This window comes from Mesorhizobium sp. WSM4841 (assembly GCF_055811515.1).
Genome location: NZ_JBVVQC010000001.1, coordinates 102,952 through 116,761, shown reverse-complemented (window position 1 = coordinate 116,761; position 13,810 = coordinate 102,952). Strand labels below are relative to the sequence as shown.

At 61.1% G+C, this 13,810-nt stretch carries 10 protein-coding genes; 8 read left to right on the top strand and 2 right to left on the bottom strand.

What is annotated here, in order from left to right:
* The first annotated feature begins 1 nt into the window (after nt 1).
* The 8 genes from AC0L14_RS00585 (at nt 2) to AC0L14_RS00550 (ending at nt 9,013) form a co-directional block, all read left to right on the top strand.
* The gene (locus AC0L14_RS00585; RefSeq protein WP_473484711.1) at nt 2-1,621 is read left to right on the top strand and encodes an ABC transporter ATP-binding protein; all 1,620 of its coding nucleotides are present in this window, start codon (nt 2-4) and stop codon (nt 1,619-1,621) included.
* A gap of 233 nt (nt 1,622-1,854) precedes the next feature.
* A complete protein-coding gene (locus tag AC0L14_RS00580; protein WP_473526414.1) occupies nt 1,855-2,091 on the top strand; it encodes a glycogen/starch synthase in 237 nt (78 codons plus the stop codon).
* On the top strand, nt 2,004-3,134 hold the full coding sequence (locus tag AC0L14_RS00575) for a glycosyltransferase (RefSeq protein ID WP_473748513.1): 1,131 nt from the start codon (nt 2,004-2,006) through the stop codon (nt 3,132-3,134). Before AC0L14_RS00580 ends, AC0L14_RS00575 begins: the two co-directional genes overlap by 88 nt.
* A 569-nt stretch (nt 3,135-3,703) precedes the next feature.
* The gene (locus tag AC0L14_RS00570; protein WP_473526413.1) at nt 3,704-5,143 is read left to right on the top strand and encodes a DUF6600 domain-containing protein; all 1,440 of its coding nucleotides are present in this window, start codon (nt 3,704-3,706) and stop codon (nt 5,141-5,143) included.
* A gap of 508 nt (nt 5,144-5,651) precedes the next feature.
* Nucleotides 5,652-6,332, top strand: a complete 681-nt coding sequence (locus AC0L14_RS00565; RefSeq protein ID WP_192365727.1) for an HAD family acid phosphatase — start codon at nt 5,652-5,654, stop codon at nt 6,330-6,332.
* Between the two features lie 757 nt (nt 6,333-7,089).
* Entirely contained in the window at nt 7,090-7,314 is a 225-nt protein-coding gene (locus AC0L14_RS00560; RefSeq protein ID WP_473526412.1) for a YjiS-like domain-containing protein, read from the top strand.
* 35 nt (nt 7,315-7,349) lie between these two features.
* Entirely contained in the window at nt 7,350-8,228 is an 879-nt protein-coding gene (locus AC0L14_RS00555) for a tetratricopeptide repeat protein (RefSeq protein WP_473748353.1), read from the top strand.
* A complete protein-coding gene (locus AC0L14_RS00550; RefSeq protein ID WP_473748352.1) occupies nt 8,123-9,013 on the top strand; it encodes a tetratricopeptide repeat protein in 891 nt (296 codons plus the stop codon). Before AC0L14_RS00555 ends, AC0L14_RS00550 begins: the two co-directional genes overlap by 106 nt.
* Before the next feature lie 257 nt (nt 9,014-9,270).
* Here AC0L14_RS00550 and AC0L14_RS00545 read toward each other — a convergent pair whose 3' ends face one another.
* Both AC0L14_RS00545 and AC0L14_RS00540 read right to left on the bottom strand, forming a co-directional pair.
* Nucleotides 9,271-9,981 (bottom strand): response regulator, encoded by a 711-nt coding sequence (locus tag AC0L14_RS00545; RefSeq protein WP_123147188.1) that lies wholly within the window; start codon nt 9,979-9,981, stop codon nt 9,271-9,273.
* A 67-nt stretch (nt 9,982-10,048) separates the two neighbouring features.
* A complete protein-coding gene (locus AC0L14_RS00540; RefSeq protein WP_473748351.1) occupies nt 10,049-13,738 on the bottom strand; it encodes a PAS-domain containing protein in 3,690 nt (1,229 codons plus the stop codon).
* Nucleotides 13,739-13,810 lie beyond the last annotated feature (72 nt).

Sequence of the window (13,810 nt, the reverse complement as noted above, 5' to 3'; positions counted from 1 at the left end):
GATGGTCGCTTCCGAAACGATCCTCAGCGTCAAGGACCTTCGGGTCCGCTTCCGAACGCTCGACGGCGCGGTCGAAGCCGTCAAAGGCATCAACATCCACGTCAATGCAGGCGAAACCGTTGCCGTGGTCGGCGAATCCGGGTCCGGCAAGAGCCAGACGATGATGGCGGCGATGAGCCTGCTGGCCTCGAACGGCGAGGCGACAGGCGTCGTCGACTATCGCGGCCGCAATCTTTTGACCCTAAGCAAGTCCGAGCTCAATCAGATCCGCGGCCGCAAGATCAGCATGATCTTCCAGGAGCCGATGACCTCGCTCGATCCGCTCTATTCGATCGGCAATCAGCTGATCGAACCGATCCGCCGGCATCGCGGGCTTAGCGCCGCCGAGGCACGCGAAGAGGCGCTAAAGCTCTTGCGGCTGGTCCATATTCCCGATCCGGAGCGGCGGATGAAATCCTATCCGCACGAGTTGTCGGGCGGCCAGCGCCAGCGCGTCATGATCGCCATGGCGCTGGCCAACGACCCCGACATACTGATCGCCGACGAGCCGACGACCGCGCTCGACGTGACGATCCAGGCGCAGATCCTCATGCTGCTCGCCGAACTGCAGCGCAAGCTCGGCATGGCGATCGTCTTCATCACCCACGATCTCGGCATCGTCAGGCGCTTTGCCGACCGGGTCTATGTCATGCGCTATGGCGAGGTGGTCGAGGAGGGCGAGGCGGAAGCGATCTTCGCCAACCCGCAGCACGCCTACACCAAGATGCTACTCGCCGCCGAACCGACCGGCACCAAGGCGCCGCCGCCTCCGAATGCGCCTGTCCTGCTTGAAGGCAGGAACGTCGAGGTGACCTTCAAGATCGGCGGCGGATTTCTTGGCGGCGAGCCGCTGCTGCTGCGCGCCGTCGATCGCATTTCGATCCGGCTGAAGCGCAACCAGACCATCGGCATCGTCGGCGAATCGGGTTCGGGAAAATCGACGCTCGGCCGGGCCTTGCTGCGGCTGCTGCCAAGCGATGGCCTCATCCGCTTTGGCGATCGCGATATTTCCGCCGCCGACCGTCAGGCCATGCGGCCGCTGCGGCGCGAATTGCAGCTGGTCTTCCAGGACCCGTTCGGTTCGCTGTCGCCGCGCATGACCGTCGGCCAGGTCATTACCGAAGGGCTTCTGGTGCATGAGCCGACCCTGTCGGGCAGGCAACGCGATCTGCGCGCGGTCGAGGCCTTACGCGAGGTCGGGCTCGATCCGAATGCGCGCAATCGCTACCCGCACGAATTCTCCGGCGGTCAGCGCCAGCGCATCGCCATCGCGCGGGCGATGATCCTCAAGCCCAAAGTGGTCGTCCTCGACGAGCCGACGTCGGCGCTCGACCGCTCCGTCCAGAAACAGATCGTCGAACTGCTGCGCAAGCTGCAGGCAGATAATGAACTGTCCTACCTGTTCATCAGCCACGATCTCGCGGTCGTGCGCGCCATGGCCGACTACATCATCGTCATGAAGCAGGGCAAGATCGTCGAGGAAGGGCCGACCGAGGCGATCTTCAGCAATCCGCAAGCTACCTACACGCAGACGCTGATGGCCGCGGCCATCGACGTCACACGGTTTCGGTTGAGTGCATAGCGCGGCCGGTCAGGACTGCAGCAGGTGGTGGGTGAAAGACACGTCCCTCGGTATCCTGCATCAAGAAACACACGAGGCAGCGCTGAAGCGGGAGGCCGAAACTTGAGGGCAAGGTCGAGGCTTGGCCTGAGTGCTACCGAGCCTGCCACCTGGTCGTCGCCGGCCCGAGAATCTGGACACGGCGATTTCTTTGAGGCCGCGTCCCTTCGATCGACAGACGCGGCAGGCCTTGCATGAACATCGTGATGTTTACCAACACATTCACCCCGCATGTCGGCGGCGTTGCACACAGCGTTGCGTCGTTGTCGGAGATGCTGCGTGAGTTGGGGCATGCAGTCCTGATCGTCGCGCCGGACTATGCGGAAGCAGCTCAGAAAGCGACATCCTCCGCGTCCCGGCGATCCAGAATTTTAACGGGAGCGATTTTTCAGTGCCGATCCCGTTCACCCGCTCCCTTGAGAAGACACTGAACGCCTTCAAACCGGATATCGTCCATTCGCACCACCCGTTTCTTCTCGGCGACACCGCCCTTCGCATCGCGGCTTCACGAGCGTTGCCGACGATATTTACCTATCACACCCGCTACGAACTCTACGGCCACTACGTTGCGCAGGATGCACCGGTCCTCCAACGCCTCGTGCTCAGCCTCGCGGCTGGCTACTGTGATCTGTGCGAGCATATCATCGCTCCAACTCGCAGCATTGCCGACCTCTTGTGCCACCACGATGTCACCAAACCGATCACCATAATCCCGACCGGGATCGACCTGGCCAGGTTCGCCGAAGGAGATCGGCTGAGATTGCGGAGCCGGTTGGGACTAGCGAAAACCGATTTCATCGTCGGGCACGTAGGCCGGCTGGCGCCGGAGAAGAACCTGACTTACCTCACTGAAGCAGTTTGCCTGTTTCTTTCGCAAAATGAGCGCGCGCATTTTGTTGCCGCCGGCGACGGTGCGTCAGCGTCCGAAATGCGCCGAATGCTGGACGAGGCAGGTCTTCAGGACAGATGCCATCTGCTAGGCGTGGTCGAAGGCGCCGAACTGGCCGACGTCTATGCCGCCATGGACGTCTTCGCCTTCTCGTCGCGTTCCGAAACCCAAGGTCTTGTGCTTGTCGAGGCGATGGCGACCGGCGTTCCCGTGGTCGGGCTCAATGAACCTGGAGTCCGTGAGGTGGTACGCAACGGAAAGAACGGCTATCTCCTGTCAGCCGATGCGTCCCCAGGCCTATTCTCCAAGGCTCTCGCCAGAGTCCGCGCGATCACTGCGCCGGGCCGAGCGGCATTGCAAGAAGAAGCCAGACAGACCGCGGCCTCCTATTCACGATCCTCAACCGCGCAGCAGACCGTCGATCTCTATTCGCAGGCTGTCGCAAGCCATGCCGGTGCCAGAGCTACCCGCACTCGTTCGTTTGAGGCGACGCTCGAAGGTCTCAAGCAGGAATGGAGAATCCTCGCTAACCTTGCCAATGCCGTCAAGGACGCGGTGGCGACGCGCAGTGATTCCGAAAGTTGACGGCTGTGGGACGCCGCGGTTGCGCCCCGTCTTCGCCTGCCCCTATCCGTTCCGCTGAATGAGGAATTTCATCGGCACGATCCGAGCGCGCCTGTTAGTCTCGACGCATCATCGATGCTTTTGGCCGAGACATCAGCGCCGCCCTAGGAGCAGACGCCCCCAAAACGGATCTGAATCTGGTCACCGATGCGATATTTGCTTCGTCAAATGGCTTGGCCGCCTGCGAAACACCTTGTTGAGGTCAGGCATGTCGCGGACAGCGCCGCCAAACTTCGAGGGTGCGGTCACTGAACCCTGTGGCACGGCTCCCGGGCGACCGTGATGGCTTCGACCGACTGGTGCGCAAAGCGCTTTCCGTAGGCATTGCTTCTTCGGTGCGCAGATTTGTGACGGCGGTCGTGATCTGGCTCGCCGAGCCCATAAAGCAACGCTGATGTTGATCCCTGGGATCATCGCCGTGTGATGCCAAGCCGGCGTGTGGCCAGATGCGGCAACATTAGCAAGTGGAACAATCCGACAGCCGGTGAGTTTTCAAGGTGAAGGGCGATCTGTTTCGGAGGAAGACCAGAATGAAACGCGTCCTTGCACAAAATGCGGTACGACTGATGCTGGGCGGCGTGACCGCCTGTCTGCTTATGGTCGTCGAGATTCCCAACCCGGTTGCACCATTGGCGCTTGTGTCCGAGGCAAGGGCAGCCACCGACGTTTCCATTTCGATCAGCACATTCTATGACGACCTGTCTTCCCATGGTGATTGGGTTTCCTACCAGGGAGCGCCCGTTTTCGTCCCGGTTGATGTCCCTGACGATTGGCGTCCGTATACCATTGGACACTGGGTCTATACCGAGCAGTATGGCTGGCTCTGGGTGTCCGACGAGCCGTTCGGCTGGGCGACCTACCATTACGGCCGGTGGGGCTATGCCGACGACATCGGCTGGTACTGGGTTCCCGGCACTCGTTGGGCGCCAGCCTGGGTGAGCTGGCGGCGTGAAAGGGAGCACATCATCTGGGCTCCGCTGCCGCCACGCCGCGATCCCGATTTGATTTCAATCGAGGTGACCTTCGACACCACGCCGGATTTTTACTGGGTCGTGGTCCCCACCCGCGAATTCCTTGCTGAGGACATTTCCGTCGTCGTTATCCGTGATGAGCCGGAGTTTGTGCGCATTGTCGAAGCGGCCGAGCCTGCCGGCGACGTGACGATCCAGAACAACGTGGTGATCAACAACGTCATTGATGTTGATGTGATCGAGAAAGAGACGAGCCAGGAGGTGACCGTCGTCGAGGTCAGCGAGACCGAGACGCCCGAGCAGGCCGGCAAATTGGAAAACAATACGGTCACGGTCTTTGAAGGTGAAGTGAAAGCCGATCCCGATGCCAAACCAGCTGAGCTCAAAGACATCGAGGAGGTGAAGCAGGTTCAGGCAGGCCGGAAATCGAAGCCGACCGAAGGCGCAGCAACGACCGAACAGGCGCCGGCGACCGGCGAAGAGGTTGAGCCGGAAGAGACCGCCAAGCCTGAGAAGCCGACGAGCGAGGAGCAACCGACCATTGAGCAGCAGCAGGCCGAACCGGACCAGGCGGCCAAACCTGAGAAGCCGAAGGCCAAGGAGCAGCCCGCAGCCGAGCAGCAGCAGGCCGAGCCGGAACAGGCGGCCAAGCCTAAGAAGCGGAAGGCCAAGGAGCAGCCCGCCGCCGAGCAGCAGCAGGCCGAGCCAGAACAGGTGGCCAAGCCTAAGAAGCGGAAGGCCAAGGAGCAGCCCGCCGCCGAGCAGCAGCAGGCCGAGCCGGAACAGGCGGCCAAGCCTAAGAAGCGGAAGGCCAAGGAGCAGCCTGCCGCCGAGCAGCAGCAGGCCGAGCCGGAGCAGGCGGCCAAGCCTAAGAAGCGGAAGGCCAAGGAGCAGCCTGCCGCCGAGCAGCAGCAGGCCGAGCCGGAACAGGCGGCCGAGCCCAAGCCACAGAAGCAAGAAAACAAGGCGTGCGACCCGCAGACTGGGGCGAACTGCTAGTGTGCGGGTACAGACTACGGCACCGCGATCGTTCCACCGCGGTGCCCGCTGAACGGCATCGCACGCCAAAGCTGCGAACCCTTGCCATGCGGACGATCGCGTCCTTGACGGCTCGGCGCGCCGGCTGAACGGCAGTCGGCGGTAATTGGGCAGTCATTTCGCGGAATATCGCGCCATCCAACGTTCTCCGCCGCGCACGAGCGTGTGGAGTCCAGTCCGGAGCATCCATTGCGAGCACCTCTTCGGAACGGACTTAACCATCTCGCCGTCGGAACCGCGAACCTGTCTTCAGGAGCGTTGGTGGTAGTTCTCGCGAGGTCAACTTCTAGCGTTCACCTCAAGCACCCCGAAAGACCGCTGTTGGGGCACTTGCCGACATCGCTCAGTTTCGAGGACCTGTGCCTTGCCTCGCTTGACAGAGGACTTCTCGCGACCGCAAAGTCTCGTGATGCAGACGATTAGTTGGAATAGAATTGCGCGTGGTGCGGCCGTCGGGGCAATCGTGCTGATGATTGGCACAAATGTGCCTGGGTCGGCGCGTGCCGACGGCTCGCTCCTTCTCACAAGCCCGTCTCAGCCAGCCAATGTCGGCGACGCGATGCTGGCGGCCGCCAGTTATCATGATTCCGGCGCATATGATCGCGACCTTGCCGCCGTGGCGAAGCAGGCCGGCGATTGGGTCGTCAAGCGCGCAATGGAGGTGCCTCGCCCCGCACTGGTGCTCGATATCGACGAGACGGCTTTGGCCAACTGGGAAGTGATCACACGTGACAATTTCGGCCGCCCGATCGGCGGCGCCTGCGACATCGCAATCGACGGTCCCTGTGGCTGGGCCGCCTGGGACCAACTCGCGAAGGATCCGGCCATCGACCCCGTGCTGGAGGTTTTCCGGCAGGCGCGAACGGCGAAAGTCGCAGTATTCTTCATCACCGGACGTCCGGAGGACCAGCGTCAGGCGACCGAACAGAACCTGCAATCGGCCGGCTATGCCGGCTATGAGCAACTTTATATGGTCCAGCCGGGAGCCAAATATGGTTCCGCCGCTGATTTCAAGGCACCCGTAAGAGCCGAAATCGAAAAGGCCGGCTACACGATCATTGCCAATGTCGGTGATCAGCCATCCGACCTGTTCGGGGGACACGCCGAGAAGCTGTTCCTGCTGCCGAATCCGTTCTACAGGGTTCGCTGACGACGTGTACGGCGAAAACCCGAACGCTAGGGCCCCTGCCACACAACGGCAGGCCGTGACCCGTTGTTTAGCTTGAGCAGCAACGAACGACGGCTGTTGGGCGGGCAGACATGCCGATCATATTCATCTCCGGGTACGGCAACGTGCCGATATCAGCCCAGGCGGTCGAAGATTTGACAGCCGCATATCGGCACGACCAAGAGGGGCCCCCTGGTCGGGCCTGACCACAGACGATCGATTGCGGCTAATGTCATGGCCGGAGCAGAAGTTTCGGCTGATTGCCTGGAAAGGCAAATCATCGACCTCAAAGGGCACGGCGCCGGCGATGCCTCCTCCAGCTTCAACCTGCCTTAGACGTTCTGGCTGATGCTATGGCCGATACCGCCATCTACTCGCTTTGTACCATCCCGCACCCGGAAAGCGAGAGCGCGCTGGCTGAGTTCCGCCGCGTCCTGAAGCTCGGCGGGCGGCTGGTGTTTATGGAGCATGGAGGCGGAGAAATTCCGCTCCCCGAGCACGCTGCAAGGGCGTCTTGTCGGACTGTGGGGCTGCCTCCCGGTGCTGCCATCTGACGCGCGGGCCAGCGTGGCTGATCTCGGACTCCGGTTTCACTATCCAGCGCCAGGAAAGAAGGCGGTTTCCCGCGCGACTCTGGCAGCTCGCAGTCCACACCGCGCGGAAAGCGCTCCCCGGCGCTGAAACAAACGAAACACTTCGCGTTCGGCGCGGAAAAACGCCTGAAACAGGGATGGTTTAAATGCAATGGCATCGCTGCACCCGCGGCGCCAATCAATGGAGTGTTGCAATGTCGATAATGCGAGCAGCTTACCGCTCTTTCCGGGACTACCGGGTTCACCGTATGGCGGAACGGACGCTTGCGGCAATGGACGATGCCTTCCTGAGGGACATCGGGATCAGCCGGTCCGAAATTGGTTTGATGGTCCGCGGCTTGAAGCGCGGCCAAGAAGACAAGGCGGGCTGAAACCATGAAGGCTCCCGCTACTGGCCTGTGCCAGCGTGGCCGCCCTTCTGGCGGCGCCCGCCGCCAATGCCCATGAAACGGGCGTTCCGCATCGCCAGGCCAAGGCGGCGGTTGCAGAGGATTCGACAAGCGTCCCGCTGTTCGAAAACCTCGGCAGTCATTCCTACCCTGTCACCACTGCCAACCCGCTGGCGCAGGCCTATTTCAATCAGGGATTGCGCTTGGCGTGGGCGTTCAACCACGCCGAAGCGCAACGCGCTTTCAGGGCCGCGCAGAAGTTGGACCCGACCTGCGCCATGTGTTTCTGGGGCGTGGCCTACGTGCTCGGCCCCAACATCAATGCCGGCATGGGTCAGGAGGCGGCCGCGAACGCCGCCGAAGCTGTCGCGCAGGCGCGCAAGCTAGCGCACCTCGCCTCCAGCCGGGAAAAGGATCTTATCGCCGCGCTCTCCAAGCGCTACAGCGCCGATACTTCGGCCGATCAGGGCGCCCTGAACCAGGCCTATGCTGCGGCGATGGCGGAACTGGCAGACCGCCATCCGCAGGACGACGAGATCGCCACGCTCTACGCTGACGCGCTTATGAACCTGATGCCCTGGGACTACTGGCTTGACGGCGGAGCAACGCCAAAGCCGGACACGGTCAAACTTGTGGCCTCGTTGGAGCGGGTGCTGGCGCGCAATCCGGATCATGCCGGCGCGATCCATCTCTATATCCATGCCGTCGAAGCGTCCGCGCACCGGAAAGGGCCGAAGCCCATGCCGACCGGCTTGCCGCCCTCATGCCCGGCGCCGGACACATCGTGCACATGCCAGCGCACATCTATCACCAGGTCGGCCGGTGGATCGACAGCCTGGAGATCAACCGCGAGGCGGTGGCAGCGGACGAGGCCTATTTCGAGCGCGTCGGCATAGCGCCGGAGAGCACGCCCGGTGTCTACACGGACGGCTATTATCCGCACAACCTGCATTTCCTGATGACCTCAGCACAGATGGCGGGCGACGTCGAGGCAATCGCCGAGGCGGCCAAAAAGCTCGAATCCCTGGTCTCCAACACCATGGCCAAAAAGGTGGCCGGGCTGCAGCCGATCAAGGCGGCGACCTATTTTGCCCACGCCCAGTACAGCGATCCCGAGGTCATACTCGCGCTGCCGCTGCCGGCAAACGCCCTGCCTTATGTCGAGGCAACCTGGCGATATGCGCGGGGCGTCGCCTTCGCCGCAAAGGGTGCGAGCGAGGCGGCGCGCGCCGAGACCGCCGCAATCCGCAAGCTCGCTGCCGAGACCGATTTTTCCACGGAAACGGCGGGAGGACTTCCGGCGCCGGATTTGCTGGAATTGAGCGCGCTGATCGTGGAGGCCCGCATTGCCCAGCACCAGGGCAACCTGCGGGAAGCGCGCAATAAGCTTGAGGCGGCGGTCGCGATCGAGGACGGCCTTGCCTATATGGAACCGGCCTACTGGTATTATCCGGTCCGACAGACCCTCGGCGCGGTCTACATGGCCATGAGCGAGCACGAGGCGGCCGCGGCAGCCTTCGAGCACGTCCTGGAGCAGACGCCAAACAACGCCTGGGCGTTGTGGGGCCTGCGCGAGGTTTTCCGCAGGACCGGCAGGACAGCGGACGCCGAAGAGATGGATGCGCGCTTCAGGGCCGCCTGGGTGGGAGCGCCGGATTTTCTCGGCATCGAACGGCTCTGACCCGCGCTTAAGGTGCCGGCGTCGTTGTCGGCTCAGGAAACGTGTCGCAGCCTCGCAACCCGGTTGCGACACACAATCCCAGGTCGAAAAAAGACCTGCGTGGCCGGTATGCCTGCCTTTCAGTGCCACACGTCATAGTAGAAACGCAACGCAGCTGGATCCCGAAAATCAGAAGTTTGAGCGGGCTATCCCCTGGAGCCACAAAGTCGCATAAGCCGAAAGGGCTGAGGCGCTGGTCCAACCAGCCAGCGGCGCGCTCAAGCGTAGAGGTAACCCATGCCGCGGATCGTCCTGATCACCTCCGGCTTGGAGGGATCGACCTCGATTTTCTTCCGCAGGCGCGAAACGCGAATGTCGATGCTGCGATCGAAGGGATCCCAGCCGCGGTCATGGGCGAGCTCGAGCAGTTGATCACGGTTGAGTACTCGTCCGCGATGTTCGCTGAATACTTTCAGAAGCCGGAACTCCATCGCGGTGATCGCTATTTCGACCCCCTCGGCGTTGTATAATTTGTGTTCGTCAGGGTCGAAGCGGCACTTGCCGAACTGGACCTGGTGAGGGCCCGGAGTACTCGACTTCTCCGCAGCGCGTTCGCTCGCCGATGTTCTGCGCAGCACGGCCTTCACCCGCGCCAGCAGCTCCCGCAGGTCGACGGGCTTCGCGACATAGTCGTCGGCGCCAATCTCCAATCCGACAACGCGGTCGACGATTTCCGCCGATCCGGTCAGCATGATAATGGCAACGTCTGAGTGCTCTCGTAGATATCGCGCCAGGGAGAGGCCATCCTCACCTGGCATTCGGATATCCAATATGACCACATCGACGTGCTGGCTATCAATAAGTTCACGCAGTGCAGGCCCCGCGTTGGCCGGCGTCACGGCATAGCCATGATGCTCCAGATATTCCGCCACCGTGTCGCGGATATCCGGTTCGTCATCGCAGACAACTACGTGTGCGTGCGTCGTCAAAATCGACCACCGAGCAACTAGCCTAATATAAGTTGCCCCTGAAGTGACGTGCAAATCGACGGATCTGTCAAGTATTGTTGTTGACCAGATTCGAGACAAACGAACGGAGCTCGTTCGGTTTGATCGGTTTCTCAAGATAGGGCCGTTTCGCGGCGCGCAGGAACATCTGCGCGTCTGGGCTGATCGTGTCCCCCGTCAGGAAGGCTAACCTGTCGAGCTCGGCCGGATGAAGCTTGGCAATCTGGTTGAACAATCCCCGTCCATCCATGTTCGGCATTTTCAGATCGCTCAGGATCAGCGCGAAAGTGCGGTTCTGGAGGTGCAGCAGCGCTTCTTCGCCGGATCTGGCAATGGTGACCTTGAAACCATCTCGCCTGAGCACCTCAGCAACCAGCTCACCCACTTCCTCTTCGTCGTCCACGACCAGACAAGCAATACCGGTTGAATTCGGGAGCTCGTCTTCGGCCGTTTCGGCTCGTTCCTCGATACGGTCCGAAGCAGGCAGCGAAAGTATGAAGGTCGAGCCACCCCCCTCGGGGGATTCTACTTCGATGGTTCCTCCATGGGATTGAACGATCCGATGACAGAATGACAGCCCGATCCCGGTCCCTGACCCAATCTCTTTCGTCGTGAAGAACGGCTCGAAAATGCGGGGAAGTATCTCTTTGGGAATTCCCGGACCCGTGTCGGCAACGCTGACGACTATGTTGCCGGTTTTGGGATGAAGCCGCGTTGAAACCGTGATTGTCCGTCGCCCTTCCCAGCCGTGAAGCGCCTGTTCTGCATTGACAAGCAAGTTGATCAGCACCTGGCCAAGCTGATCGGGATCCGCCCAAATCGGGGGAAGACCAGGTTCAAGATGAACTGAAAGCCCGATGTCCGACGATCGAATCGAATAGCTCGCCACTTCCACCGCCTCGGAAATAATGTCATCGATCGCAACGTTTGAGGTTCGCGTCGGCTGCTGTCTGGCCATAGCCAGGAAAGTCTTGACGATCCTGGCGCAGCGTTCGGCTGCCTTGCTCATCTTGTCGGCGCGTTCCACGACCTTGGCGTCCGTTGCGGTCTCCTTCAACAGCGATGACAGGCCAAGCACCACCGAGAGCGGGTTGTTCAGCTCATGCGCAACCCCCGCCAGCAATCCACCGAGCGCCGACATTTTTTCGTTCTGGTGCAGCGTCTCGCGCTGTCGCTCCAATTGCTGCTGCATTTCGATACGGTCGGTGAGATCGTAGGCGTGGGAAACGATCACCTTCTCACCGTGGTAATCGATCAGTCGAGACGAAACCGAGCACCAGCAGGTTCCACCGTCCTTGCGTTTGAGCTGGGTTTCGAAATCGTCGACCAGCCCCGTCGCGAGCAGCCGCTCAACGTATCGCATCCGCTCTGAAGGATCGACATAATAGTCGACGGCGCTGGTGACGTCGCCGAGCAGCTCAACGGTGGCGGGGCTGCGGTAGAGCAGCTTCCCGTCATGCGCGCGGGTCATCTGGATGTTGACGGGGCAGGCTTCGAGGACTTTGCGGACCATTTCATCTGCTTCCTTGGCGGCCTCCTCGGCTCGCTTGCGCTCTGTAATGTCGACACGGGTGACCACGAACCCGCCTTCGCGGGTCGGACAGTTCGAGACGAAAAACCAACCCCCGTCCGTGTGACGGAATTCCTGTTGCCGGAATTCGCGGCGGTCCCTTGCCCTCTCGGCAAGCCAGTCGTCGATCTTGTCCCGTGGAACCGGAAACTGGTTGCGCTCTGCGGTCACGCGGAGGAAATCGAACCAGTTCACCCCGGGAACGAGCACATCCGCGCTTATCGCGTGCATCTGGCGGTACCTGCTGTTGGCCAGCACTAGGCAATCGTTCCTGTCGTAGAGAGCAAACCCTTCGGCCAGAGATTCGATCGCGTCGATCAGCCGCTCGTTGGCCTTGCGCGTTTCTTGCTGGGCGGTGATCATGTCGGTGATATTAGTCGTGTTCGACACTATCACCTGCCTTCCCTGGAAATCGATCAGGCGAGCGGAAATCGAAGCCCAGAAGGCCTTGTTCTCGGTGTCGTACTGCTGGACCCGAAAATCATCGATCCTGCCCTTTGCGATCAGGGTGCGCTCCAATATTGCGCTATAATCTGGATCGACATAGTGGTCGGTTATTCGAGGACGGTCGGCGTAGAGATCTCTGGTAGCAGGATTGCGGTAGAGCGTTTCTCCCTCGATCGTGGTCATGTGTATCGGCGAAGGGCAGGCATCGAGCACCTTTTGCAGCAGTGCCGTGGCGTCGCGCTCGGCAGCCTCGGCCTTCTTGCGCTCGCTGATGTCGGCGCGCGTTACGACGAAGCCGCCAAGATCGGTGGGATGTATCGATACCGAGTGCCATTTGCCGTCGGAGAGGGGTACTTCGAAATGGGAGTGGAACTCAATTCGGCTTTGGATACGCTCATCGAGCCACCCATCCTCGCGCCCAACCGCATTGCGGAACACGCCGCGCTTGGCGGATTCGCGAAGGAGTTCGCCCCATTCCACGCCCGGTTCAACGAGATCCCGCACCGGGTGGTTCAACTCCCGGTAAAGACTGTTGCACATGACCAGGCGGTGGTCTTCGTCGTACAGCGCGAATCCCTCGGAGAGTGATTCAACGGCGTCTGCGAGCATCTCCCGCGCCGCGGCGACTTCGCCGTCACGCTTCTTCTGCTTGGTCACATCGGCGATGCCGGCGAGAACCACTCGCCGGCCCTGGAACTCGACAATCCTGAGATTGCCCGTGGCCCAGAACTCCTGGCCGTCGGGTCTTTTAAGAAGCACCTCGCAATTTTCGACGACGCCCTTTTGCATGAGCTCCCGATTGATTTCCCGGTGTTTCTCGGGGTCGACAAAGTAGTCGCCGAGCCGCACCGTCTCGCGTTGCGCCTTTTTGCTCCATCCAAGCAGCCGTTCGGCAGCATTGCTCTGGTAGATGAGTTCCCCCGAACTTGCATCGTTCATCCATACCGGCAACGGATGATGCTTGATCAGGAAACCGAACAGATCCTCGCGCTGCTTCCGTTCCGTGATGTCCAATACCCCGATGATGAGCGAGGGGCGCCCGCCATAAACGCCGCGACGGCAGTTAGTCGAGCACCAGACAGTCGATCCGCTTGCGTTTCTAAGCTGGATTTCGTGATCCCGCACGATGTCGGTGTTGCTGGCGAGAGAACTGATTTCATCGAATTCGCCAGTATTCACGAAATGATCCGTCAGGAATTGCGGCCCTTGCGGGGCCCATTTTCGGCCAAGCAGGTTCGACGCATCGAGGCTTTCGTAGAGGATCTGACCGCTTCCCGCGTCCACCACCCAAACGGGCAGCGGGTGACTGTCCGTGATGCAGCGGAATATCTCCGCGTTTTCCCGGTGCGCGATCTGCGCTCGCTTCATCTCGGTAATGTCGACGCTTACCAGGGCCATGCCGCCATCAGGCCGAGGATGTGCGGTGAGCAACTTCCACCGGCCATCCAAAGTCTCCGCTTCAACTGGAGCGTCGTCGATTTGCGTCCATCGCGCCGCGGCGCTTTCAACAAACGCGTTGCCAGGCTCGATGGGGCGGCCGTCGAAACTCTTTAGATGTGAGAGGGCTTCGGCGACTGCGGCAATGGCATCCATCGGCTGCATCTCGCCGCGATTGAGCCGCTGGCTTCCAAATATCTGCGGATTGCTCCCAACGAGGACATTGTTGGCGTCAAAAAGGGCATAGCCTGTGTGTGTGGATGGCACCGGATTATCAGGCCGCATGGTCGTTCCCTTTGTTCACGTGATCTCCCGACGGCGGATACTAGACCCTCTTTGTTTCAGCACACATTCAGA

Excerpts from the sequence above, each read along its gene's own strand:
- AC0L14_RS00585 (WP_473484711.1), top strand. The coding sequence starts at position 2 with ATGGTCGCTTCCGAAACGATCCTCAGCGTCAAGGACCTTCGGGTCCGC.
- AC0L14_RS00580 (WP_473526414.1), top strand. The coding sequence starts at position 1,855 with ATGAACATCGTGATGTTTACCAACACATTCACCCCGCATGTCGGCGGC.
- AC0L14_RS00570 (WP_473526413.1), top strand. The coding sequence starts at position 3,704 with ATGAAACGCGTCCTTGCACAAAATGCGGTACGACTGATGCTGGGCGGC.
- AC0L14_RS00565 (WP_192365727.1), top strand. The coding sequence starts at position 5,652 with ATGATTGGCACAAATGTGCCTGGGTCGGCGCGTGCCGACGGCTCGCTC.
- AC0L14_RS00560 (WP_473526412.1), top strand. The coding sequence starts at position 7,090 with ATGCAATGGCATCGCTGCACCCGCGGCGCCAATCAATGGAGTGTTGCA.
- AC0L14_RS00550 (WP_473748352.1), top strand. The coding sequence starts at position 8,123 with ATGCCAGCGCACATCTATCACCAGGTCGGCCGGTGGATCGACAGCCTG.
- AC0L14_RS00540 (WP_473748351.1), bottom strand. The coding sequence starts at position 13,738 with ATGCGGCCTGATAATCCGGTGCCATCCACACACACAGGCTATGCCCTT.